Origin of the sequence: Streptomyces sp. RB17 (assembly GCF_009604455.1) — a bacterium.
Classification (GTDB): Bacteria; Actinomycetota; Actinomycetes; order Streptomycetales; family Streptomycetaceae; genus Streptomyces.
The window spans coordinates 557,008-580,195 of the sequence record NZ_WEGL01000004.1; the positions used below are offsets into that span (position 1 = coordinate 557,008).

The following is a 23,188-nucleotide window of genomic DNA, read 5'->3' on the forward strand; positions in this document are numbered from 1 at the left end:
GCTTTTTCAGCGCTCCGGACTCTTTCAGCGTTCCTTGGTCTCCTCCAGTACCGTCCGCCCCAGCAGCGCGTACCGCTCGGGCGCCCGCCGCTTCAGGTACTGGGCGCAGCCCACGCCCGTGGCCGCGACCAGCGCCACCAGCCACGGCGTCGCCTTCAGCAGCAGTGAGCCGGACTCCGCCCCCGCCGCGACCCCCATGTTGGACACCAGCAGGACGACCACGCCGAGCATCGCGATGCCGCCGATGAGCGGGGCGGTGAAGGTCCGGAACCAGTGCCGGCTCTCGGGGTGGTGCCTGCGGAAGTAGACGAGCACGGCGAAGGAGCACACGGCCTGCACGATCAGGATCGCCATCGTGCCGAGGATGGCCAGCAGGACGTACAGCGCGTTGTACGGGTCCTTGCCCGCGATCCAGAACGCGCCGATCAGCACGGCGCTCACCACCGTCTGCACCAGGCCCGCGATGTGCGGGGAGCCGTGCCGGGCGTGGGTGCGGCCGATGGTGCTCTTCAGCGACGGCAGGACGCCCTCCCGCCCGAGGGCGTACAGATAGCGCGCGGCGCAGTTGTGGAAGGCCATGCCGCAGGCCAGCGAGCCGGTGATCATCAGCCACTGCATGACGTCGACGGCCCAGTGGCCGACGTACCGCTCGGTGGGGTCGAAGAACAGGGCGAGAGGGTTGGCGGAGGAGGCGGCCTTCACGGCCTCGGCCTCGCCGTTGCCCGTGATGGCCATCCAGGAGACGAGGACGTAGAAGACGCCGACGCCCAGGACGCTGATCATCGTGGCCTTGGGGATGATCTTCTTCGGGTCGCGGGACTCCTCGCCGTACATCGCGGTGGACTCGAAACCGACCCAGGACCAGAAGGCGAAGAAGAGCCCGAGCCCGGCGGACGTGCCCTTGAAGGCGTTGACCGGGTTCACCGGGGCGAGGGTGAACCCGTGCGGGCCGCCGCCGTGCAGGGCGACCGACACCGCCATCGCGGCCAGCACCGTCACCTCCGTCGCCAGCAGCGCCACCAGCAGCTTCTCGGCGACGCTGATGCCGAACCAGGTGCCGGTCGCGTTGATCGCGAGCATCAGGAGGGCGAAGGCCCACCAGGGGAGGTGGACGCCGGTCTGGTCCCTCAGCGTCGTGGTCGCGAAGGTCGAGAAGATGCCGATCAGCGCGGGTTCGAAGACGACGTACGCGAAGGTCGCGAGCAGTCCGGAGGCGAGGCCGGCGGTCCGTCCGAGGCCGTAGGAGATGAACCCGTAGAAGGCGCCGGTGGACGTGATGTGCTTCGCCATCGACGTGAAACCCACGGAAAAGATTGCCAGGACGACCATTGCGACGAGATAGCTCGCTGGTGCCCCGATGCCGTTGCCGGACGAGACCATGAAGGGCACGTTGCCGGTCATGGCGGTGATGGGCGCGGCGGTGGCGACGGCCATGAACACCACGCCGAGCAGGCCCACGGCGTTGGGTTTCAGCCGATGAACCGTTTCCCCGTCCGCCATGTCCGCCGCCGGGGCGACGCCCTCGTCCACTGCCATCGGGTGGCCCCCTCTGTGTCCGGTTCCTGAGTCCTGGTGGGTCCTGATGGAGCAGGATGGTGGACGAAACGGGGGCACCGGAAGGGGTCGGAGCGGTTAAATATTTGTCACCAGACCATTGACCTATGGCTTTCGGGATCTCTGCGCGATGTGCGTGTTCACTCGGCTACGCTGAGTCGCGGCTGGTCGGCATCAGAGGGAGGGCGCATCATGACGTTGGTGACAGAGCAACCGACGATCAGCGGCGGCAAGCCCGACAGCTTCGAGGAACTGCTGGACATCCTCGACGAGCTGGACCTGCGCGATGGCTTCAAGGCCGAGATCTACAGGGGGAAAATCGTCGTGTCGCCGTGGTCGAAGGGGTACTACGCCCTGGTGATGAGGCGGGTCTGCGAACAGTTGCAGAGCCATCTTCCTCAGGGCCACCACCTCAGCGTCGGCCCGTTCCTCTTCGTCTTTCCGGGTGACGAGAGCGCGTACGGGCCACACATCCACGCGGCCCACGAGCGGGTCTTCGAGACGGACAGCAATCGTTTGGACGGCGAAGGGCTGTCCTTCGTCGCAGAGCTGACCTCTCCCGCGACCCGGGGCGATGACCTGACGGACAAGGTCGAGGTCTACGGACGGGCTGGAGTCCCCGTCTACCTGCTCCTCGACATGCAAAAGGAGCAGGCGACAGTTTTCTGGACGCCATCTGGGAAGGGCTACGAGTCACACTGCACGCAGCCCTTCGGCGAGAAGCTCCACATTCCGGCCCCCTTCGACTGCTCACTCGACACCACCGGCTTCCAGGCCCCCGCCTCAAGCTGACGGCAACACCAGCCCCCAAGCCCCCTCCGCCACCCGCCACGTCCGCCTCCGTACCGGGCCCGACACCCCCGCGTCCGCCCGGTACCGGAAATCCGCGCCGGCCACCGAAATCGTGCGGCCGGACACCCGTACCGGCGTCGCCTCCGCGCCCACCGACAGGGGCCGCACCTCCACCCGCGCCAACCCGCCCGGGCCCGGTGTGACCGACACGGCCTCCACGGGCTGACCCAGGTCGACCACCGTCTCCCCGTCGACCTCGACCCGGAGCCGGGAGGGGCCCGGTGCCGGTATGGCGGGGAGCCGGGGCGGGCGGGGGGCGAGGGTGCGGACCAGGGAGCGGTACCAGGGCCGGCCCGAGGACACGGTCACCGGCTCGGCGGCGGAAGCCGCCCGCACCGGCTCCGGTGGAATGCCCAGCCCGCTCAGCACGACCCCGTCGCTGTCGTCGACCAGCAGGTCCAGCCGCCGCTCGGCCCCGTCCAGCACGGCCCGCGCCGCCGCGACCGCGCCACCGGGCACACCCAGCGCCTCGGCAAGCCGCGTGTCACCCACCGGGACCACCGACAGCGCACACCCGGCCAGCTCCCGCGCCCGGTGCAGCAGGGTCACCGCACGCACCAGAGCGTGACCGTCGCCCACCACGACCGGCCGCCTGGAACCCCGCCGGCCCAGTGCTCGGGCGAATTCCTCCGGCCCGTCGGGCAGGCACACCTTCGCCGCCGCACCCGCGCTGAGCACGTCTTTCGCGATCCGTACGGACTCTCCGTCCCTCTGCCGTGCCGCCGGATCGATGATCACCAGCAGCTGTTCGGACGTCGCGAAAGTCGCCACCTCGGTCCTGCCTCGCTTCCTCGGGTAGCATCTTTGTGCAAGAGCCCCTTGCGCTATTGCGCCAGGGGCTTCGTCTATTCCGGGGCATCCGGTCCGACGGTTGGCGACCAACGGCGGTCGCTGTGGCACGCGGCGGTGAACCTTACGCCCACGCCCCCGACCTTGGACATGCCCCGCCCGGAAGGGGTGTACGCGCGTGCCCGCACTTGTGCTGCTCGGTGCTCAGTGGGGTGACGAAGGCAAGGGAAAGGCGACCGACCTGCTCGGTGGCTCGGTGGACTATGTAGTGCGATACCAGGGCGGCAACAACGCCGGCCACACGGTCGTCGTCGGCGACCAGAAGTACGCCCTCCACCTTCTCCCTTCCGGAATCCTCTCGCCAACGTGTGTTCCGGTCATCGGCAACGGCGTCGTCGTCGACCCGTCGGTCCTGCTCTCCGAGCTGAGCGGTCTGAACGAGCGTGGCGTCGACACGTCCAAGCTCATGATCAGCGGTAACGCGCACATCATCACGCCGTACAACGTGACCGTCGACAAGGTCACGGAGCGCTTCCTCGGGAAGCGGAAGATCGGGACCACCGGTCGCGGCATCGGGCCGACCTACGCCGACAAGATCAACCGCGTCGGCATCCGGGTCCAGGACCTCTACGACGAGTCGATCCTGACCCAGAAGGTCGAGGCGGCCCTCGACGTCAAGAACCAGATCCTCACCAAGCTGTACAACCGGCGCGCGATCGCCGTGAGCCAGGTCGTCGAGGAGCTGCTGGGCTACGCGGAGCAGATCAAGCCGTACGTCGCCGACACGGTGCTCGTCCTCAACCAGGCGCTGGAGCAGGACAAGGTCGTGCTCTTCGAGGGCGGCCAGGGCACCCTGCTGGACATCGACCACGGCACGTACCCCTTCGTGACGTCCAGCAACCCCACCGCGGGCGGCGCCTGCACCGGCGCCGGCGTGGGCCCCACGAAGATCAGCCGGGTCATCGGCATCCTCAAGGCCTACACCACCCGTGTCGGCGCCGGACCCTTCCCGACCGAGCTGTTCGACGAGGACGGCGAGGCGCTGCGCCGGATCGGCGGCGAGCGGGGCGTGACCACCGGCCGTGACCGGCGCTGCGGCTGGTTCGACGCCGTCATCGCCCGGTACGCCACCCGCGTCAACGGCCTGACCGACTTCTTCCTCACCAAGCTGGACGTGCTGACCGGCTGGGAGCAGATCCCGGTCTGCGTGGCGTACGAGATCGACGGCAAGCGCGTCGAGGAACTGCCGTACTCCCAGACCGACTTCCACCACGCGAAGCCGGTCTACGAGATGCTCCCCGGCTGGTCGGAGGACATCAGCAAGGCGAAGTCCTTCGCCGACCTGCCGAAGAACGCCCAGAACTACGTCAAGGCGCTGGAGGAGATGTCCGGCGCCCCGATCTCCGCGATCGGCGTGGGTCCGGGCCGGGACGAGACGATCGAGATCAACTCGTTCCTGTAAGCACCACGCGGGAGCGCCCGCCGGTCCGCCGCACGGCGTGATCGGCGGGCGTTCCGTCGTTCCGCGCGGTGCAATCGGAGTATGAGCATCCACCGGGACCTGCGGTGCCGGGGGCCGTACGGCGGCGAAGGCGCGGATGCCGAGGGCACGGGCTGCGCCGACCCCGCGATCTTCGAGGTCGCCCGGTACCAGCTGCCCCCACTGCGCGTCTGCCCGGTGCATCTGGGCCCCTCCCTGCTGATGGCGAGCGGGGTGCTGTGGCCGCCGGAGATCAGGATGATCGGCCGTATCTGACACCGGCTGTTTCCCCAGAGTTCGCACAGGGCGCGCACTGACCCATCCTTGACCTGGACATGGCCTTTCCCTGGTTTTCCGGCAATCGTGGGCGCGAGCAGCATCTACGCGGGTAGCCTCCGCACTGCACCCGCCGCTGCTCGTCGCCAATTCCAGCCACACCAGGAGCCCTGAATGCCCCTCAGTCCCATGAACCGCCGGGAGTTCGTGAAGAAGTCGGCCGTCACCGGTGCGGCGGTGGCCGCCGCGGGCGCCGTCGGCACCGGCGGCGCACAGGCCGCCGAGCAGCCGCAGACGCCCGAGCACACGCCCCGCACCTGGTCGTTCTCCATTCTCGGCACGACCGACCTGCACAGCCACGTCTTCGACTGGGACTACTACAAGGACGCCGCCTACACCGACAAGGCGGGCAACTCCGTGGGCGTGGCGCGCGTGGCCACCCTCATCAAGCAGCAGCGCGAGGCCAAGGGCGAGGACCACGTCCTCCTCGTCGACGCCGGCGACATCATCCAGGGCACCTCCCTGGCCTACTACTTCGCGCGGGTCGACCCGATCACGGGCACCGGCGGCAAGAAGGGCCCCAGGCACCCGATGGCCGTGGCCATGAACCACATGCGCTACGACGCCGCCGCCCTCGGCAACCACGAGTTCAACTACGGCATCGAGGTGCTGCGCAAGTTCGAGAGCCAGTGCCGCTTCCCGCTGCTCGGCGCCAACGCCCTCGACGCGAAGACCCTGCGCCCCGCCTTCCAGCCGTACACCGTGAAGCGCATCTGCGTGCCGGGCGCCCCGGACATCAAGGTCGGCATCCTCGGCCTGACCAACCCCGGTATCGCGCTGTGGGACAAGGACAACGTCAGCGGCAAGATGGTGTTCCCGGGCCTGGTGGAGCAGGCCAAGAAGTACGTGCCGAGGCTGCGCGCGCTGGGCTGTGACGTCGTCTTCCTGACCGACCACTCGGGCCTGGACGGCTCGTCCTCCTACGGCGACGAACTCCCGTACGTGGAGAACGCGTCGAACCTGGTCGCGGAGCAGGTTCCCGGCATCGACGCGATTCTCGTCGGCCACACGCACGTGGAGGTCCCCTCCTACACGGTGAAGAACGCGGAGACCGGTGAGGAAGTGCTCCTCTCGGAGCCGTACTGCTGGGGCTACCGCCTCAGCGTCTTCGACTTCGAGCTCGAACTGCACCACGGCCAGTGGAAGGTGACGAGCAAGACGGCGCAGACCCTCAACCCCAACACCGTGGACGAGGACCCGGAGATCAAGAAGCTCCTGGAGGCCGACCACGAACTGGTGGTCAAGTACGTCAACACGGCGGTCGGCACGTGTACGGCGGACCTCTCGGCGGCGGAATCCTGCTGGAAAGACGTGCCGATCATGGACTTCATCCACAAGGTCCAGATGGACACGGTGAAGGCGGGCCTGTCGGCGGCGGACGCCGCCCTCCCGCTGATCTCGGTCGCGGCCCCCTTCTCCCGCACGGCCGACATCCCCCAGGGCAACGTCACCATCAAGGACATCGCCGGCCTCTACATCTACGACAACACCCTGTACGGCAAGAAGCTGACGGGTGCCCAGCTCAAGGACTACCTGGAGTACGGGGCGAAGTACTACCACCAGGTCCCGGCCGGCACGAAGGTCGACACCGCGACGTTGACCAACGCCAACAACTTCTGGGACTACATGTACGACACGGCTGCGGGCGTCGACTACGACATCGACATCGCGCAGCCGGAGGGTTCGAGGATCAAGAACCTCACCTACAACGGCGCGCCGGTGGCCGACGACCAGGTCTTCGTCGTCGCGGTCAACAACTACCGTGCGAACGGCGGTTCGGGCTACCCCCACATCGCTTCCGCCCCCATCGCCTACAGCTCGACGAACGAGATCCGTCAGCTGATGATCGACTACGTGACCACGAAGAAGACCCTCGACCCGGCCGACTTCGCCGTCACCAACTGGAAGCTGACACAGGCGGGTACGCCGGTCTTCTGAGAGCAGCGCCTTTGCGCGAGCGCAAGATCACGGTCGACTGACGGTACGACGCCGAACCGGTGCCGGCCGGGAAGGGGACGACACCTGCCCGCTGCCCGGCCGCTGCCGTGTTCGCGGCGTCAGTCCGTGGTGGACGTCAGTCCGTAGTGAACGGGGCAGACATATCGCGCGTGTTCTTCAGCCGGATCAGCCGGATCAGCCGGATCAGCCGGATCAGCCGGATCAGTCGGACGAGCGCGGGGCGCCGAAGTGCGTCTCGTGGGTCCAGACGTGGTGGCACGAGGGGCACTGCAGGTTCAGCAGGCTGCCGGTGTTGGAGAGCAGATAGCGCCAGTGCGCGGTGCAGGTCGCTCCGCGCCGGCAGGCCTCGCACCCGGCCTGGTCGTCGCAGCTCGGGCACTCCACCCAGGCGCGCCGTCCTATGTCGGCCTGTGGATCAAGCGGCAGCATCGCCGGGCCCTGCCGGGAGCACACCGGCCGCGACCAGCTCGTCATAGATGCGCTGCTGCTCGGCGTCCAGCCCGGAGTACAGCAGGGCACGCGCCTCCTCCTCACCCCGGAGCGCCGCGGCGGGGTCCCAGCCGGGGCCGAGAGCGGCCATGACGTGGGTTCGCCGGAGCATCTCGTGCGAGCTGAGGTCGACGCTGAAGTCGAAGGTGGGGCCGTGGGGGGACATGCCACCGAACGTAGGTAGGCATTTCGCCCAGGGCAAGAAGAGGTGGGTGAAATCACACAGCGGGGCGAGAGCAGCCAAGGTGACGGGACGGATACTCACCGTGCCCCCACGTCAACGGCCCACCGCACCGCACCCCACCGCACCAGCCCCCGGAATCAGCTGAACACGATCATCGAGCCCTGCGCCAGGGAGCGTGTCGCCGCCGCATGCAGGCCCAGCCATACGTGCCGTTCGCGGGCGAAGGGGCTGGGGTCGTAGGGGGCGGGGACGGCCGGTTCCTCCAGCTCCGTGGGGGCCGTGGGCGGGGCCGGGGGCGCCGGGGGGTTGGCCGGGTCGATGCCGATCGAGCCGGCGACGTACTCCAGCTCGCGCAGGAGGGCCTGGGAGGAGCCCAACGGGCCGCCGCCGGCGAGCAGTTCGTCGTTGGACAGGGGGTGCGGGAAGTCCACGGGGACGTACGCACCCGCGTGGTCGTAGTGCCAGACCAGGTGGGACTGCTGGGCCGTCGACTCGAACATCTCCAGCAACTGTTCGTAGTCACCGCCGAGTTCGTCGACGGGAGTCACCGGCAGGCCGCAGACCTGGAGCAGGTACGCGCGGCGCAGGAAGTGGAGCGCGTCGTAGTCGAAGCCGGCCACCGGGGCGACATCGCCGGACAGGCCCGGCATGTACTGGTACACGGGAACCGGCGGGAGACCGGCCGCCGCCAGTGCGTTGTTGTACTGGGCGAGTTCCTCGGCGAACGGGTTGTCCGGGGTGTGGCACAACACGTCCACAAGCGGTACCAGCCACAGGTCACAGGCCAAAGAAAGCTCCTCGCACACAGAAGGTGGTCTGGGGAAGGGTACTGGTCATCTACCCGTTGGTCAGGTGTTCCAGCAGCTCCAGCGAATGGGCGTTGGACTCGGCGACGATCGAGCGCGCGGTGTCGGCCTCGCGCCGGGCCAGCGCGTCGACCAGGTCCGTGTGCCCGGCCCACAGGCGGCCGCGCAGGTCGGGCAGGCGAAGCAGATGCTGCACCGCGCAGACCCAGGACTGCACGCGCAGGCGGTGGAGGAAGTCGCCGAGGTAGGGGTTGCCGAAGAGGGAGCTCAGCTCGCGCCAGAAGCGGAGGTCGTAGCCGATCAGGACCGTCAGGTCGCCGGCCGCGGCGGCCCGCGAGGCCTCCTCGCCGCGGCGGCGCACCGTGGTGAGCGCGGCCGTCGTACGGGAGTCCGCGGGCGGAGTCCGGAAGGCGGGGTGGCCGGCGCTGAGAGCCTGGAACATGCCGTCGGTGACCAGGCTGCGGGCCTCGATCATGTTCCGGTAGTCGGTGACGGAGTACTCCGGCACACGGAAGCCGCGGTGCTGGTCGGCCTCCAGGATGCCCTGCGCGGACAGGTCGACCAGTGCCTCGCGGACGGGGGTGGCGGAGACGCCGTACTGCTCGGCGATCTCCTTGACCGTGAACGCCCGGCCCGGTCGCAGCCGCCCCGCCAGCACCTCGTCACGGAGCGCGTCCGCGATCTGCTGGCGCAGGGTGCTGCGCGTCACGGCGCCGGTGCCGGGCATGGGGGGCTTCTCCTCACGCGTCAGGTGACGTACTCGTCCGTCCACGTCCGTACTCGCGGTCTACGCGTGTACGTCATGTCGTACGAGCACGCCACCTTACGCGTTCGGATCGCCCTGGCGGCAGCCGTCGTACGGCTACACCGTGTACTCGTCGGCCACGCTCAGCGCGGCGTCCAGGGCGGCGAGGCCCTCCTTCAGCTCGGCCTCCGTGACATTGCACGGCGGGACCACGTGGGTGCGGTTCATGTTCACGAACGGCCACACGCCGTGCTGCTTGGCGGCGGCCGCGAACGCGGCCATGGGGGCGTTCGCCTCGCCGGCCGCGTTGTACGGCACCAGCGGCTCGCGGGTCTCACGGTTCTTCACGAGGTCCAGCGCCCAGAACATGCCGACGCCGCGCACCTCGCCGACGCTCGGGTGGCGCTCGGCCAGATCGGCGAGGGCGGGCGCGAGCACCGTCTCGCCGAGGCGCTTCGCGTTCTCCACCACACCCTCCTCCGCCATCACGCCGACCGTGGCGACGGCGGCGGCGCAGGCCAGCGGGTGCCCGGAGTAGGTCAGACCGCCGGGGTAGGGCCGCTTGCCGAAGGTCTCGGCGATCGCGCCCGAGATGGCGACACCGCCCAGCGGCACGTAACCGGAGTTCACGCCCTTGGCGAAGGTCATCAGGTCGGGTACGACCCCGAAGAGGTCGGCGGCGAACCACTCGCCCGTGCGCCCGAAGCCGGCCATGACCTCGTCCAGGATGAAGACGATGCCGTGGCGGTCGCAGATCTCGCGGACGCCGGCCAGGTAGCCGGGCGGCGGGACCATGATTCCGGCCGTGCCCGGGATGGTCTCCAGGATGATCGCCGCGACCGTGCCCGGACCCTCGAAGGCGATCGTCGTCTCCAGGTGCTCCAGAGCGCGCGCGGTCTCCTGCTCCTCGGTCTCGGCGTAGAAGCGGGAGCGGTAGAGGAACGGCGCCCAGAAGTGGACGACGCCGCTGGTGGCGCTGTCGCTCGCCCAGCGGCGCGGGTCGCCGGTGATGTTGACCGCCTGCTGGGTGCCGCCGTGGTACGACCGGTAGGCCGAGAGCACCTTGGGGCGGCCCGTGTGCAGCCGGGCCATGCGCACCGCGTGCTCGACGGCGTCGGCGCCGCCGTTGGTGAAGAAGATCTTGTCCAGGTCGCCGGGGGTCCGCTCGGCGATCAGCCGGGCGGCCTCCGAGCGCGCCTCGATCGCGAAGGCGGGCGCGAAGGTCGTCATCCGGGCCGCCTGCTCCTGGATGGCCGCGACGACCTTCGGGTGCTGGTAGCCGATGTTCGTGTACACCAGCCCGCTGGTGAAGTCCAGGTACCGCTTGCCGTCGTAGTCCCAGAAGTACGACCCTTCCGCGCCGGCGACGGCGAGCGGGTCGATGAGGTCCTGGGCGGACCAGGAGTGGAAGACGTGCGCGCGGTCCGCGGCCTTGACCGCGGCGCCGGCGTCGGGATTGGGCTGAGGGGTCATGCGAGTGAGGGTAAATGTCCACGATGCGGAAGCGACATCGGCGTCTTGTTCCGTGGACGGGGGCTTTCCGCGACAGGTTGTCGACGTCGGCACGGCCGAGTGATCGACAGTATCCTGTCGAATCGACAGCATGCTGTCATGAGTGATGTCACGGTACACCTCGCCGTCTACGACAGCCTCGCCGACTGGGAGACGGGGCTCACGACCGCCTGCCTGGCGCGGGCCGGTCACCGGATCCTGACCGTCGGGCCCACCACCGAGCCGGTGACGAGCATCGGCGGACTGCGCATCCAGCCCGACCTCGCGCTCGACGACCTGCACCCCGCGGACAGCGCCCTGCTGATCCTCCCGGGCGCCGACCTCTGGACCGGGACATCAGCCGCTGCCGCGGCGGGGACGGACGACCTCGCCCCCTTCGCCCGGACCGCCCGCGCCTTCCTCGACGCCGGCGTGCCCGTCGCCGCGATCTGCGGCGCCACCGCCGGCCTCGCCCGCGAGGGCCTGCTCGACGACCGCGCCCACACCAGCGCGGCCGCCTCCTATCTGGCCGCCACCGGTTACGCGGGCGGCGCGCGCTACCTCGAGACGGACGCCGTGACCGACGGCGGCCTCATCACCGCCGGGCCCACCGAACCCGTCGCCTTCGCCCGCGAGGTCCTGCGGCTCCTCGGGGTGTACGAGGGCGAGGTGCTGGACGCCTGGTACCGGCTGCACCACGACTCCGATGCCGAGGCGTACGCCGTCCTCCAGCGGGCCGGCGCCCGATGAGCCGGGAGCGGCAGGAACTGCTCAGCCGGAGCGCCGTCGGCGTCTTCCACCTCAACGGCCAGTTCCTGTCCGTCGCCGAGCAACTGGCCCGCCCGGCCGGGCTCACCGCCGCCTGGTGGCAGGTGCTCGGCGCGGTGCTGGCCGAGCCGCTGCCGGTGGCTGGTGTCGCCCGGGCCATGGGCATCACCCGGCAGAGCGTGCAGCGCATCGCCGATCTGCTGGTCGAGCGGGCGCTCGCCGAGTACCGGCCGAACCCGGCGCACCGGCGCGCAAAGCTCCTCGCGCCCACGGCGGAGGGGCGGGCCGCCGTGGCCCGGATCGGCCCCGGGCACGCGGCCTTCGCCGACCGGCTGGCCGAGGCGATGGGGGAGCGTGAACTGGCCGAGGCGGTACGGCTGCTGGAGCGGCTGTCGGCGGTCCTGGAGGAACTGGGTATGCCTGTTACGGAACCGTAGACAGCGGCCCGCGCGACTGCCCGCTGGACCGCATTATTCTCGGTCCGATGCACACGTATGCGGTGCGTGTCCGGGGGGAAGGGCGGGGCGGCATGGAGAAGCTGGGGGCGGGGGATCCGCAGCTCATCGGGGGCTACCGGTTGCTGGCGCGGCTGGGTGCGGGCGGTATGGGGCACGTGTATCTGGCCCGGTCGGACCGGGGCCGTACCGTCGCCGTGAAACTGGTCCGCGAGGAGCTCGCCGCGCAGGAGGAGTTCCGGGCGCGGTTCCGGCAGGAGGTGCAGTCCGCGCGGCGGGTCGGCGGGTACTGGACCGCGCCCGTGCTGGACGCGGACACCGAGGCGCCGGTGCCGTGGGTGGCCACCGGGTACGTGGCCGGGCCGAGCCTGCAGCAAGTGGTGGGGCACGATCACGGGGCGCTGCCCGAGCGGTCGGTACGGATCCTCGCGGCAGGGCTCGCGCACGCGCTGAAGGACATCCACGCGGCGGGGATCGTGCACCGGGATCTGAAGCCGTCGAACGTGCTCGTCACCATCGACGGTCCGCGGGTCATCGACTTCGGGATCGCCCGGGCGCTGGAGACGACCTCGCTGGGCGGGGAGGGGCTCACCCGGACCGGGTCGCTGGTCGGGTCGCCGGGGTTCATGGCGCCCGAGCAGGTGCGGGGGGACCGGATCACGCCGGCGTGCGACGTGTTCTGCCTGGGGTCGGTGCTGGCGTACGCGGCGACGGGATCGCTGCCGTTCGGGACGGCCAACAGTGGTGTGCACGCGCTGATGTTCCGGATCGCTCAGGAGGAGCCGGATCTGGCGGGGGTGCCGGAGGGGATCGCCGACCTGGTGCGGGACTGCCTGCGCAAGGATCCGGGGGCTCGGCCTTCGCTGGATGCGGTGCTGGAGCGGACGGGGGCGGAGGACACCGTGGCCGGGGGGCGGTCCCGGGATCCGTGGCTTCCGGGGGCGTTGGTCGCGCAACTCGGCCGGCATGCGGTGCAGTTGCTGGAGGTCGAGGATCCGGAGGGGGAGTCGTCGTCGGGGGGTGGTTCGTCGGGTGCGGATTCGGGTGCGAGCGCGGCTGCGGGTGCGTCGGGGGGCACCCGGCCTTCGGCCGGGTCTGGTTTCCCACCCGCAGCACCCGTGCAGGCGTCGTCGGCGGGTGCGGGGGATGCCGATGGGCTGAAAGCCGAGACCGGTGACGGTGCGGTGTCGCCCGAGCACGCTGCCGTTGCCGATGACGGGAGGGGGGCCGAGCCGGGGGCCGGGGGTGGTGTGAATCATCTGCCTACCGTTGTGGCGGGGCAGACTCCGACGCCGGGGTTCGGGGCGTACGGGTATGCGCAGCAGCATCCTCAGCCTCAGCCGTATGCGCAGCCGGGCGGGGCGTACGGCCATCCACAGCAGGGCGGAGCCGGGGCGTGGGGCGGGGCCCAGCAGTCGTACAACCCCTATGGGGGCGGGCCCGGGGTCACGCCGCCGTACGGGCCGCCGCCCGTCGGTGGGGTGCCGGAGCGGGAGCGGCGCAGTGCGCGGTCGACCGCGCTGCTCGTCGTGATCGCGGTGGTGGTGGCGCTGGGCGCGGGTGGCTCGGTGTACGCGTTGATGAGGCAGGACGGCGGGGGCGACGACAAGGGGGGCCGGAGCATCAGCCCGGCGCCCACCGTCAGCGGCTCCGGTACGACGGGGGCGCCCAGCACGCCCGGGCCGACGCCGTCCGATTCCGCTTCCGCCTCCTCGGACGGGGCGGTTCCGGCGGGCTACCTGGGCACCTGGGAGACCAGCATCGACAACGCCAACGGGACCAATACCCGCCAACTCACCATCCGGCAGGGCGAGGTGGGTGACAGCGTGCTGACGCTGATCGCGGACGGGCCGACGGACGGCGGCGGCACGTACCACTGTGTCTTCGCGGCCAAGCTCACCGAACAGCCCGGCGCCGACGGGCCGTTGGAGATCGGGCCGTCCAGCGTCACCAGTGGCGAGCCCGCCTCCTCCTGCACTCCGGGCGATGCCACCGAGGTCACCCTGTTGTCGGACGGCCGGCTGAAGCGGACGCAGGCGGGCGGCGGGGAGAGCCTGACGTACACCAAGCAGTGAGGTGCCCCCTGGGGGCGCTGCTCGGCTTCCTACCGCGGTTCCGGCGGCCGCTGTCGTGGCATGTTCGGGCGGGTCCCGTTCGCGGGCGGCAGCGGAAAGCGGCCCACCGGACCCCCGGCCTCCTGCCGTGGCACGTACGCCACCGCCGCCTGCATGCCCAGCGGTGCGGAACCGGTGCGGAACTCGACCATCCAGTCGGTCGTCTCCATCCGCACCAGTTCCGTGACGTCCTCAGCGAAGCGCCGCAGCACCCCCAGGCACCGCTCGGCCGCCTCGCTCGCCGTGCCCTCCGCCGGGCCCAGCACCTCCCGGATGCTCTCGGAGGCCCAGTCGAACTGCAACGCCTGCAGCCTCCGCTGGACCGCCTGCGCGGTGGCCACGTCCCTTATCCACCCGGACGTCACGCCGAAGAACCGGTCGATGCCGACACAGGCGACCGCGACCAGCAGCGCCAGACAGCCCCAGGGCGCGACCCCGCGGGCCGAGCCGGTGAGGTCCAGCAGGGGGAGTGCCGCCCCGGCCACCGCGCCCGCCGCCGCGCCCGTGCGCAGGATCCGGGCGCCGCGCCGCTTCCAGACCCGGTCCCGCAGATACCAGGAGGCTGTCTCCAGCGCCCCGTGCTCCACCCATCGGTACAGCTCGTCGAGCCGCTCGGCCGGCTCGCCCCAGTCCCCGAGCGGGAAGGCCCGCCCGGTCAGATCGCCCGGCCGCAGCCCGGCCGCGCCCTCGCCCCGCCCGTCCTGTGGCGGACCCTCGGGCTGCATCTCCGGCTGACCCACCCGGCACTCCCTACTGATCCTCGATCACCTGTCGCGACCCCGTCACATTGCGTGACATCCCATGCCGCATTCCATGCCGACGCGCGGCACCCTTCCTACCGCCCAATGGGTGGCGAAGAAGGAGCTTTCCCGGCTTTTCCGCCCGGAAGAGGGTCTTGATCAGGTATAGGCCCGCCGCGTTTCTCACTCGAAAGAGTGGCGGGGCGATGGGGACGTGGACCACGTAGGCTCATGCACAAGGAGAAGAACGTAGAGGAGCTGATCGTGATCCCCGGTGGTGGCCAGCCCAACATGCAGCAGTTGCTCCAGCAGGCCCAGAAGATGCAGCAGGATCTGCAGCGGGCGCAGGAGGAACTGGCGAACACGGAGGTCGACGGGCAGGCGGGCGGCGGTCTGGTGAGGGCCACCGTGACCGGCTCCGGCGAACTGCGGGCGCTGAAGATCGACCCGAAGGCGGTCGACCCGGAGGACACCGAGACCCTCGCCGACCTGATCGTGGCGGCCGTACAGGCGGCGAACGAGAACGCGCAGACGCTCCAGCAGCAGAAGCTCGGCCCGCTGGCCCAGGGCCTCGGCGGCGGCACGGGCATCCCCGGTCTGCCGTTCTGAGGCCGGGCCAACTACGGTACGTACCGAAAGGTCTTAAGGAAGGGCAGTCCGGTGTACGAAGGCGTGGTCCAGGACCTCATCGACGAGCTGGGGCGGCTGCCCGGCGTCGGTCCCAAGAGCGCGCAGCGGATCGCCTTCCACATCCTGCAGGCCGAGCCGACGGACGTGAAGCGGCTCGCGCAGGCGCTCCTGGAGGTCAAGGCGAAGGTCCGGTTCTGCGCGACCTGCGGCAACGTGGCGCAGGAGGAGCTGTGCAACATCTGCCGTGACCCGCGCCGGGATCCGTCCGTCATCTGTGTGGTGGAGGAGCCGAAGGACGTCGTCGCCGTCGAGCGGACCAGGGAGTTCCGCGGCCGGTACCACGTGCTCGGCGGAGCCATCAGCCCGATCGAGGGCGTCGGTCCCGACGACCTGCGTATACGAGAACTTCTCGCGCGGTTGGCCGACGGTACGGTCACGGAGCTGATCCTTGCGACGGACCCCAATCTTGAGGGCGAGGCCACGGCCACCTACCTCGCCCGCATGATCAAACCCATGGGCCTGAAGGTCACCCGCCTGGCCAGCGGCCTCCCGGTGGGTGGCGACCTGGAATACGCGGACGAGGTCACCCTCGGCCGCGCCTTCGAGGGGAGACGACTCCTAGATGTCTGACGCCACACTGCACGTCACGTCGCAGAATCCCGACGATTTCTCGGTCCAGATCGCGGATCAGATCGAGAGCTTCCTGGTGGCCGTCACGGAGGTGGCGAGGGGCGACGAGCCCGGCTCGACCGTCCCCTTCCTTCTTCTGGAGGTCTCCCAGCTGCTGCTGGCCGGCGGCCGCCTGGGCGCCCACGAGGACCTCGTCCCCGATGAGCGCTACGAGCCCGACACGGGCCCGGACCCGGACGTGGACGGCCTGCGAGAGAACCTCGCCCGCCTCCTGGAGCCGGTCGACGTGTACTCCGAGGTCTTCGACCCGTACGAGCCCCGCAAGGCCCCGGTGCCGGCCCGGATCTCCGACGACCTCGCCGACGTCATCACCGACCTGCGCCACGGCATGGCCCACTACCGCGCGGGCCGCACCACCGAGGCGCTGTGGTGGTGGCAGTTCTCCTACTTCTCCAACTGGGGCCCCACGGCCTCCGCCGTCCTGCGCGCCCTGCAGTCGGTCCTCATCCATGTCCGCCTCAACCAGCCCCTGCAGGAACTGGACGGCCTCGACACCGACCAGTCCGACATGGGAGACGAGACCCTGGAGTTCGAGGCGGGCCGCGTCATGGCGGAGGAGATCGGCGAACCACTGCGGATCCGGCAGGGCAGGTGACCGCGAGCAGCGCCGCCGCGTCGACGTACGGCGCGGTCGGCGTGGGCTCGCCGTACCAGCGCGGCGGCCAGGTGTCGCCGTCCAGCGCCGGAACGCCGACGTAGGTGACGGTCGCCCCCTCGATCCGCCGCCCGAAGCACTGCACGCCGAGCGGCCAGTCGTAGCGGTGTACGACCCCGGGAACATCACCCTGGACACCGAGCCGGTCAAGGAGCTCAGCGACTAGACACGCTTGCGCGTGAGGACGAGCCCGGCTACGGCCGCTCCGCCCAGGGCCCAGCACAGCATGCCGGCCGCCAGGTACCCGGCGACGGTCGTCGCGACGAAGGACAGTGCGGCGAGGGTGACCAGGACGGCGCAGGCGCGAGGCAGGCGGCCGGCCGTCCAGGCTTCCTGGAGGAAGGTGTTGGTGCGCCAGGCGTGGATCGCCACGAGCACCATGACCGCGATCACGACAGTGGCGAGGGCCGGGGAGAAACCGTGCGTCTGGTGGAACACCGCGGGACGCTCCGGCCCCTTCAACGCCGTCAGATGAACGATCCCCTTGATCAGCTCCAACGGGCCGATCAGCGCGAACACGCCACCGACCAGGCGACTTCGCCACACCCTCCCGCCGACGCCACGCCGCAGCTCGATCCATTCCAGGATGCCGCGCGGATTGATCAGCGCCACCCAGCCGATCACCGTGGCGCCCAGAGCCCATATCAGGTCGAACAGCGCCGAATCCGGTGCCGACATCCGCACCGATGCGAGCGTGTGCATCCCTCGTCCCTCCCGAAGCGCCGGCAGCGGAGCATGCCGGCAGCGCAGTGTGCCGCCGCGTGCGGGATGTGCACCACGGTTGACGTGGGGATTTGAGGCGCTCTTGACGGAGGGGGCCCCGTGTCAGCCCGGCCACATCCCCCACAGGCCCTTCGTCATCGCCGTGCCGCCGCCCACCAGGGCCAGAAGGAGGACGAGCTGCCGGGCCCGGCGCTCGGGTATGCGGCCGGCGACCGCGGTCCCGATCAGCGCGCCTGCGACCATGGCCACGCAGACGGCGGCCCACCGCGTTCCGCCCAGCCTGGGCACGCCGTTCGCCGCGATCGAGAACGCGTTGACCACGACGCCGTAGAACTGTGCGTTCGGCACGAACTCCCGTACCGTCCAGCCCGCGTTGAGGGCGTACAGGGACACCGGCGGGCCGCCCACGCCCGCCGCCGCGTTCATGAAGCCGCCCAGCGCCCCCGCCGTCACCGCGCCCTTGCCGCCGCGCAGGGCGGGTACGCGGGCGCCGCGCATCACCAGCAGGACGGCCACCGTCACCAGGGCGCCCATCACCAACAGCAGCACTGGCCGGGGCAGTTGGCGGGTCATCCAGGCGCCCGCCGGTACGGTGCAGGCCGCCGCCGCGCAGAGCGGGACCATCGCGCCGGGGCGGACGCGGCGCCAGCCGCCCGCCAGGCCCACGACGCTGATCGCTCCGGCGGCGCAGTTGGCGAGCACCACCCCGTCGGCGGGGCCGAGCAGCAGGACCAGCGCCGGTACGGCGACCAGGGCGAAGCCCATGCCGGTCAGCCACTGCACGCATCCGCCGAGCAGGACGATCCCGGCGAGCAGCGCTTCCGTCATGGCATGCCCCCCTCATCGCGGGAGACGCTAGCGGTGCTCGCTGTGACCCGGGGCACTTTCCGAGTGGTCTCCCGTGCGGTGGGCAAGAGCCCCTCCGGAACGAAGCGGCCGACGTCTCACCATGCGGGAGCAGGGTGGTGGAATTCGGGCGCTCGTTAGACTGAGCCGACACAAACGAACCGAGCGAGGAGCGCACGTGGGCCTTGTCGTGCAGAAGTACGGAGGCTCCTCCGTAGCCGATGCCGAAGGCATCAAGCGCGTCGCCAAGCGGATCGTGGAAGCGAAGAAGAACGGCAACCAGGTTGTCGTCGTCGTTTCCGCGATGGGCGACACGACGGACGAGCTGATCGATCTCGCCGAGCAGGTTTCTCCGATGCCTGCCGGGCGTGAATTCGACATGCTGCTGACCGCCGGAGAGCGGATCTCCATGGCCCTGCTGGCGATGGCGATCAAAAACCTGGGTCACGAGGCCCAGTCCTTCACCGGCAGCCAGGCAGGCGTCATCACCGACTCGGTCCACAACAAAGCCCGGATCATCGACGTCACGCCGGGGCGGATCCGGGAGTCCCTGGACAGGGGCAACATCGCCATCGTCGCCGGTTTCCAGGGTGTCAGCGCCGACAAGAAGGACATCACCACGCTGGGGCGTGGCGGGTCCGACACGACGGCCGTGGCGCTCGCCGCCGCGCTCGACGCCGAGGTCTGCGAGATCTACACCGACGTCGACGGCGTGTTCACCGCCGACCCGCGCGTGGTGAAGAAGGCGAAGAAGATCGACTGGATCTCCTTCGAGGACATGCTGGAGCTCGCAGCCTCCGGCTCCAAGGTGCTGCTCCACCGCTGTGTGGAGTACGCCCGCCGCTACAACATCCCGATCCATGTCCGGTCCAGCTTCAGTGGACTGCAGGGCACCTGGGTCAGCAGTGAGCCGATTGGGGACAAGAAGGTGGAGCAGGCCATCATCTCCGGTGTCGCGCACGACACCTCCGAGGCCAAGATCACGGTCGTCGGCGTGCCGGACAAGCCGGGTGAGGCCGCCGCGATCTTCCGGGCCATCGCCGATGCAGAGATCAACATCGACATGGTCGTGCAGAACGTGTCCGCCGCCGCCACGGGCCTGACGGACATCTCCTTCACGCTGCCGAAGACCGAGGGCCGCAAGGCGATCGACGCGCTGGAGAAGGGCCGGTCGGGGATCGGCTTCGACTCGCTGCGCTACGACGACCAGATCGGGAAGATCTCGCTGGTCGGCGCGGGTATGAAGACCAACCCGGGCGTCACCGCCTCCTTCTTCGAGGCGCTGAGCGACGCGGGTGTGAACATCGAGCTGATCTCGACCTCCGAGATCCGTATCTCGGTCGTCACCCGCCAGGACGACGTGCCGGAGGCCGTGCGCGCCGTGCACACCGCCTTCGGGCTCGACTCCGACACCGACGAGGCCGTCGTGTACGGCGGCACCGGACGATGACCGACGCCACGACGTACGGAGGCGTACGACGATGACCGGCAAGCCGACGCTCGCGGTCGTGGGAGCGACCGGAGCCGTCGGCGCGGTCATGCTCCAGATCCTGTCCCAGCGCGCGGACATCTGGGGCGAGATCCGCCTGATCGCTTCCCCGCGCTCGGCCGGCCGCAAGCTGGCCGTGCGCGGGGAGGAGGTCGAGGTGGTGGCCCTGAGCGAGGAGGCCTTCGACGGGGTCGACATCGCGATGTTCGACGTCCCGGACGAGGTCGCCGCGCACTGGGCGCCGATCGCCGCCGCGCGCGGCGCGGTGGTCGTCGACAACTCGGCCGCCTTCCGGCTGGACCCCGCGGTGCCGCTCGTGGTGCCCGAGGTCAACCCGCACGCCGTACGGAGCCGGCCGCGCGGGATCGTCGCCAACCCCAACTGCACCACCATGACGATGATCGTCGCCCTGGGGGCGCTGCACGCCGAGTTCGGGCTGCGCGAGCTGGTGGTGTCGTCGTACCAGGCGGTGAGCGGGGCCGGGCGGGCCGGTGTGGACACGTTGCGGGCCCAGCTGTCCCTGGTGGCCGGCACCGAGTTGGGCACCAAGCCCGGCGACGTACGGCGGGCGGTCGGGGAGGACACCGGGCCGTTCCCGGAGCCGGTCGCGCTGAACGTCGTCCCGTGGGCCGGGTCGCTGCGGGAGGACGGCTGGTCGTCGGAGGAGATGAAGGTCCGCGACGAGTCCCGCAAGATCCTCGGGCTGCCGCGGCTGCCGGTGGCCGTGACCTGCGTACGGGTCCCGGTGATCACCACCCACTCGCTGACCGTGCACGCCCGCTTCCAGGGCGAGGTGACGGTCGACCGTGCCCGGGAGATCCTCGCGACCGCGCCCGGCGTGGTGCTGTGCGACGATCCGGCCGCCGGTGAGTACCCCACCCCCGCGGACGTCGTGGGCACCGACCCGACCTGGGTCGGCCGGCTGCGGCGGGCCCTGGACGACCCGACCGCGCTCGAACTGTTCGTGTGCGGCGACAACCTCCGCAAGGGAGCCGCGCTGAACACCGCGCAGATCGCGGAGCTGGTCGCGGCGGAGTGGGCCGACCGCTGACGCCGGCTTTACCGGACGTTTGTAGGATCTGTGTAAGAAGTGTGGCCAGAAGCATGGTCCAAACCACTTGAATCATTGCTCGAGGCAACAGAGGATTTCCCTCCCCGCCCCCGCAACCATGCGGAGGGCGGGGAGCGTCTTTGCGGTCACTCTTCGGGCGTGGGGACGCCATGGGGTCGGGTGTGGGGACACCCACCTATATCGGACATAGGGGAAGAGCGGGGCGCATGACGGCACTTGAGGCGCAGCCGGTTGTCGCACATGTGACGCCCGGCACGTACAACCCTCACGGGGGGAGACGTGTCCAACTGGCGTGGCAGAGGTACTCGAACTCAGCGCGGCCCGCGGCGTGGCGGCCCTCCGGCCGCCCCGTGCGGCGCTCCGGCCCCGCACGCCCGGCGGCATGCCGGTGATCGCGCCCATGCCCGCAGCGCGGCCCGCCCGCATACCCAGTCAGCGTGACGGTGCCGAGGAGGCCGCGACCACCGCGGCGACCGAGGCCGCCGGTACGACCGTCGACCACCTCACCGAGACCTACCGGGCGCACTACCGCTCGCTGCTCGGCCTCGCCGCGCTGCTGCTGGACGACACCGCCTCCTGCGAGGACGTGGTCCAGGAGGCCTTCATCCGCGTGCACTCGGCCCGCAAGCGCGTCCGCGACCCCGACAAGACCCTCGCCTACCTCAGGCAGACGGTCGTCAACCTCTCCCGCTCGACTTTGCGCCGCCGCATACTCGGCCTGAAGCTGCTCTCCAAGCCGATGCCGGACATGGCGAGCGCGGAGGAGGGCGCCTACGACCAGCTGGAGCGCCGCGACCTCATCCAGGCGATGAAGGGCCTGCAGCGCCGCCAGCGCGAGGTCCTGGTGCTGCGCTACTTCGCGGACATGACCGAGGCCCAGGTGGCCGAGACCCTCGGGATCTCGCTGGGCTCGGTGAAGGCGTACGGCTCGCGGGGCATCGCCGCGCTGCGGGTGGCCATGGAGGCACCGGCATGAGCGAGCGCGCCCAAGGGGGCGATTCCGATGAACGCCTGTCCCACGACCGTCACGAGCCCTTCGCCTGGCGCGAGCCGACGAGGCGGGACGAGCAAGAGCACACGCAATCGCACGCTGGGAACGGAACTGTGAACCACGGCCCCGACGAGAAGGGCCCCGAGGGCCTCGACCAGGGTCCCGAGGGCCTCAAGAAGGGTTCCGGCGCCGATACGGACGGCCTCGGGTTCGATCTCGACGGCCTCGGTGCCGACGAGCTGGCCCTGCGCCGGATGCTGCACTCCGCCGTCGACGGCATGGAGCCGCGCACCGGCACGCTGGAGCATCTGCGCCGGGCCGTGCCCGCGCGGCGGGCCCGCAAGCGGCAGGCCGTCGTCGGCATGGCCGCCGCGGCCCTCTTCATCGGCACCGCGATCCCCGCTCTCGTGCACGTCTCCGAGTCCGGCGGCACCGACCCCAACACCGCCATGGCCGGCCAGTCCTCCCAGGCCCAGGGCGGCACCGGGCAGGGCAAGAGCAAGGGCGGTGACAAGGGCGGCAGCAGGGGCGCCGGCAGTACGACCGTCGAGCCCGGCACGGGGTCCGGCAAGCCCGGGGAGAAGGGCAAGGTCGGCGGCAGCGGCAGCGGCTCCACCGGCGGAGCCAACCCGACCTCCACCGCCGCCTCCAGCGGCGTCCCGGTGTGTACGATGGCCCAGCTGGGCTCGGCCACCGGCACCGCCGCCGCCCCCGACACGGCGGGCGTGGTCTACGGCACGTTCCGCGTCGTCAACGTCTCCGCCACCGCTTGCACCGTCGCCGGTGCGGGCACCGTCACCCCGACCGCGGTGGGCGCGGCCGACTCGACCAAGATCAGCACCGCCCGGCATGTGGCCGGGGACGCGGCGACCAGCCTGCCCGACCCCTCGCTGGAGGTGACCGGACTGGTCCTGCAGCCGGGCGCGGCCTACGAGGAGAAGTTCGCCTTCGTGCCGTCGCAGACCTGCCCCACCAGCGGCGGCGGCACCAGCACCACCGGCGGCTCGGACACCGGTGGCGCCACGCCGGATCCGACGCCGACGCAGGACGCGAGTGCCTCCGGCGGTTCGGCCGACAGCGCGGGCTCGGCGGGCACCACGACCCAGTTGATGTCCGAGGACGGCACGGCCGACGGCAGCGTGCAGATCACCCACACCGCAGAGGGAGGCTCACCCTCGGCCACGGCGACGGTGACGGGTGAGTGCGCGGGAACCGTGATCTACACCGGGGTGCTGGCGGGGGCGTAGGAGGGAGCGCCCCGAAGGGGCGCGGGGCGGTATCGACGTGCGCTTCCGCCGCGTGGGCGCGACCAGCCCCCACCGGCCCGCGC

The 23,188-nt window shown here is 70.5% G+C and carries 24 protein-coding genes; 14 read left to right on the forward strand and 10 right to left on the reverse strand.

The window, feature by feature from the left end; all coding sequences use genetic code 11:
* Nucleotides 1–24: 24 nt before the first annotated feature.
* A complete protein-coding gene (locus tag SRB17_RS20425) occupies nt 25–1,536 on the reverse strand; it encodes an APC family permease (RefSeq protein WP_153540661.1) in 1,512 nt (503 codons plus the stop codon).
* A gap of 210 nt (nt 1,537–1,746) precedes the next feature.
* Here SRB17_RS20425 and SRB17_RS20430 point away from each other — a divergent pair, with 210 nt between their 5' ends.
* A complete protein-coding gene (locus SRB17_RS20430) occupies nt 1,747–2,346 on the forward strand; it encodes a Uma2 family endonuclease (RefSeq protein ID WP_153540663.1) in 600 nt (199 codons plus the stop codon).
* Here the strand turns inward: SRB17_RS20430 and SRB17_RS20435 are convergent.
* Complete coding sequence (locus tag SRB17_RS20435) at nt 2,338–3,177, reverse strand: diacylglycerol kinase (RefSeq protein ID WP_323375990.1); 840 nt, start codon at nt 3,175–3,177, stop codon at nt 2,338–2,340. The two genes, SRB17_RS20430 and SRB17_RS20435, sit on opposite strands and share 9 nt — an antisense overlap.
* 196 nt (nt 3,178–3,373) lie before the next feature.
* Between SRB17_RS20435 and SRB17_RS20440 the strand changes: the two genes are divergently transcribed.
* The 3 genes from SRB17_RS20440 (at nt 3,374) to SRB17_RS20450 (ending at nt 6,949) form a co-directional block, all read left to right on the forward strand.
* The gene (locus SRB17_RS20440) at nt 3,374–4,657 is read left to right on the forward strand and encodes an adenylosuccinate synthase (RefSeq protein ID WP_323375991.1); all 1,284 of its coding nucleotides are present in this window, start codon (nt 3,374–3,376) and stop codon (nt 4,655–4,657) included.
* A gap of 81 nt (nt 4,658–4,738) precedes the next feature.
* Complete coding sequence (locus SRB17_RS20445; protein ID WP_153540666.1) at nt 4,739–4,951, forward strand: hypothetical protein; 213 nt, start codon at nt 4,739–4,741, stop codon at nt 4,949–4,951.
* A 174-nt stretch (nt 4,952–5,125) separates the two neighbouring features.
* Nucleotides 5,126–6,949 (forward strand): bifunctional metallophosphatase/5'-nucleotidase, encoded by a 1,824-nt coding sequence (locus SRB17_RS20450; RefSeq protein ID WP_153540668.1) that lies wholly within the window; start codon nt 5,126–5,128, stop codon nt 6,947–6,949.
* Nucleotides 6,950–7,171: 222 nt separating this feature from the next.
* Here SRB17_RS20450 and SRB17_RS20455 read toward each other — a convergent pair whose 3' ends face one another.
* The 5 genes from SRB17_RS20455 to SRB17_RS20475 all read right to left on the reverse strand — a co-directional run bounded on the left by SRB17_RS20455 (nt 7,172) and on the right by SRB17_RS20475 (nt 10,667).
* Entirely contained in the window at nt 7,172–7,399 is a 228-nt protein-coding gene (locus SRB17_RS20455; RefSeq protein WP_153540670.1) for a hypothetical protein, read from the reverse strand.
* Nucleotides 7,386–7,625 (reverse strand): DUF6400 family protein, encoded by a 240-nt coding sequence (locus tag SRB17_RS20460; RefSeq protein WP_153540672.1) that lies wholly within the window; start codon nt 7,623–7,625, stop codon nt 7,386–7,388. The genes SRB17_RS20455 and SRB17_RS20460 overlap by 14 nt, the downstream gene beginning before the upstream one ends.
* Nucleotides 7,626–7,780: 155 nt before the next feature.
* Nucleotides 7,781–8,431, reverse strand: coding sequence for a hypothetical protein (locus SRB17_RS20465; protein ID WP_153540674.1), 651 nt, complete (start codon nt 8,429–8,431; stop codon nt 7,781–7,783).
* 49 nt (nt 8,432–8,480) lie between these two features.
* Complete coding sequence (locus tag SRB17_RS20470; RefSeq protein WP_153540676.1) at nt 8,481–9,176, reverse strand: GntR family transcriptional regulator; 696 nt, start codon at nt 9,174–9,176, stop codon at nt 8,481–8,483.
* 135 nt (nt 9,177–9,311) lie between these two features.
* On the reverse strand, nt 9,312–10,667 hold the full coding sequence (locus SRB17_RS20475; protein ID WP_153540678.1) for an aspartate aminotransferase family protein: 1,356 nt from the start codon (nt 10,665–10,667) through the stop codon (nt 9,312–9,314).
* A 138-nt stretch (nt 10,668–10,805) separates the two neighbouring features.
* On the opposite strand from SRB17_RS20475, the gene SRB17_RS20480 reads away from it, so the two are divergent.
* The 3 genes from SRB17_RS20480 (at nt 10,806) to SRB17_RS20490 (ending at nt 13,983) form a co-directional block, all read left to right on the forward strand.
* On the forward strand, nt 10,806–11,435 hold the full coding sequence (locus tag SRB17_RS20480) for a DJ-1/PfpI family protein (protein ID WP_153540680.1): 630 nt from the start codon (nt 10,806–10,808) through the stop codon (nt 11,433–11,435).
* Nucleotides 11,432–11,890 carry a MarR family winged helix-turn-helix transcriptional regulator gene (locus SRB17_RS20485; protein WP_153540682.1) on the forward strand — a complete coding sequence of 153 codons (459 nt, stop codon included), beginning with the start codon at nt 11,432–11,434 and terminating at the stop codon, nt 11,888–11,890. Before SRB17_RS20480 ends, SRB17_RS20485 begins: the two co-directional genes overlap by 4 nt.
* 92 nt (nt 11,891–11,982) lie before the next feature.
* Nucleotides 11,983–13,983 carry a serine/threonine-protein kinase gene (locus SRB17_RS20490; protein ID WP_153541253.1) on the forward strand — a complete coding sequence of 667 codons (2,001 nt, stop codon included), beginning with the start codon at nt 11,983–11,985 and terminating at the stop codon, nt 13,981–13,983.
* 29 nt (nt 13,984–14,012) lie between these two features.
* Here SRB17_RS20490 and SRB17_RS20495 read toward each other — a convergent pair whose 3' ends face one another.
* Nucleotides 14,013–14,762 carry an SLATT domain-containing protein gene (locus SRB17_RS20495; protein WP_323375992.1) on the reverse strand — a complete coding sequence of 250 codons (750 nt, stop codon included), beginning with the start codon at nt 14,760–14,762 and terminating at the stop codon, nt 14,013–14,015.
* Between the two features lie 264 nt (nt 14,763–15,026).
* On the opposite strand from SRB17_RS20495, the gene SRB17_RS20500 reads away from it, so the two are divergent.
* Genes SRB17_RS20500 through SRB17_RS20510 form a run of 3 tightly spaced genes read left to right on the forward strand, consistent with a single transcriptional unit; the run spans nt 15,027 to nt 16,677 of the window.
* Complete coding sequence (locus tag SRB17_RS20500; protein WP_323376046.1) at nt 15,027–15,371, forward strand: YbaB/EbfC family nucleoid-associated protein; 345 nt, start codon at nt 15,027–15,029, stop codon at nt 15,369–15,371.
* A gap of 51 nt (nt 15,372–15,422) precedes the next feature.
* On the forward strand, nt 15,423–16,022 hold the full coding sequence (gene recR / locus SRB17_RS20505; RefSeq protein ID WP_067004569.1) for a recombination mediator RecR: 600 nt from the start codon (nt 15,423–15,425) through the stop codon (nt 16,020–16,022).
* Nucleotides 16,015–16,677, forward strand: a complete 663-nt coding sequence (locus tag SRB17_RS20510; RefSeq protein ID WP_153540686.1) for a DUF5063 domain-containing protein — start codon at nt 16,015–16,017, stop codon at nt 16,675–16,677. The genes recR and SRB17_RS20510 overlap by 8 nt, the downstream gene beginning before the upstream one ends.
* A 222-nt stretch (nt 16,678–16,899) precedes the next feature.
* Here SRB17_RS20510 and SRB17_RS20515 read toward each other — a convergent pair whose 3' ends face one another.
* Together SRB17_RS20515 and SRB17_RS20520 are read right to left on the reverse strand one after the other, a co-directional pair.
* Nucleotides 16,900–17,439, reverse strand: coding sequence for a hypothetical protein (locus SRB17_RS20515; protein WP_153540688.1), 540 nt, complete (start codon nt 17,437–17,439; stop codon nt 16,900–16,902).
* A 123-nt stretch (nt 17,440–17,562) separates the two neighbouring features.
* Entirely contained in the window at nt 17,563–18,288 is a 726-nt protein-coding gene (locus SRB17_RS20520; protein WP_153540690.1) for a sulfite exporter TauE/SafE family protein, read from the reverse strand.
* Nucleotides 18,289–18,484: 196 nt separating this feature from the next.
* On the opposite strand from SRB17_RS20520, the gene SRB17_RS20530 reads away from it, so the two are divergent.
* The 4 genes from SRB17_RS20530 (at nt 18,485) to SRB17_RS20545 (ending at nt 23,105) form a co-directional block, all read left to right on the forward strand.
* Nucleotides 18,485–19,756 (forward strand): aspartate kinase, encoded by a 1,272-nt coding sequence (locus SRB17_RS20530; protein ID WP_323375993.1) that lies wholly within the window; start codon nt 18,485–18,487, stop codon nt 19,754–19,756.
* Nucleotides 19,757–19,787: 31 nt separating this feature from the next.
* On the forward strand, nt 19,788–20,846 hold the full coding sequence (locus SRB17_RS20535; protein ID WP_153540693.1) for an aspartate-semialdehyde dehydrogenase: 1,059 nt from the start codon (nt 19,788–19,790) through the stop codon (nt 20,844–20,846).
* A gap of 313 nt (nt 20,847–21,159) precedes the next feature.
* Nucleotides 21,160–21,843 carry a SigE family RNA polymerase sigma factor gene (locus SRB17_RS20540; RefSeq protein WP_323375994.1) on the forward strand — a complete coding sequence of 228 codons (684 nt, stop codon included), beginning with the start codon at nt 21,160–21,162 and terminating at the stop codon, nt 21,841–21,843.
* A gap of 128 nt (nt 21,844–21,971) precedes the next feature.
* A complete protein-coding gene (locus tag SRB17_RS20545) occupies nt 21,972–23,105 on the forward strand; it encodes a hypothetical protein (RefSeq protein ID WP_323375995.1) in 1,134 nt (377 codons plus the stop codon).
* Nucleotides 23,106–23,188: the final 83 nt, after the last annotated feature.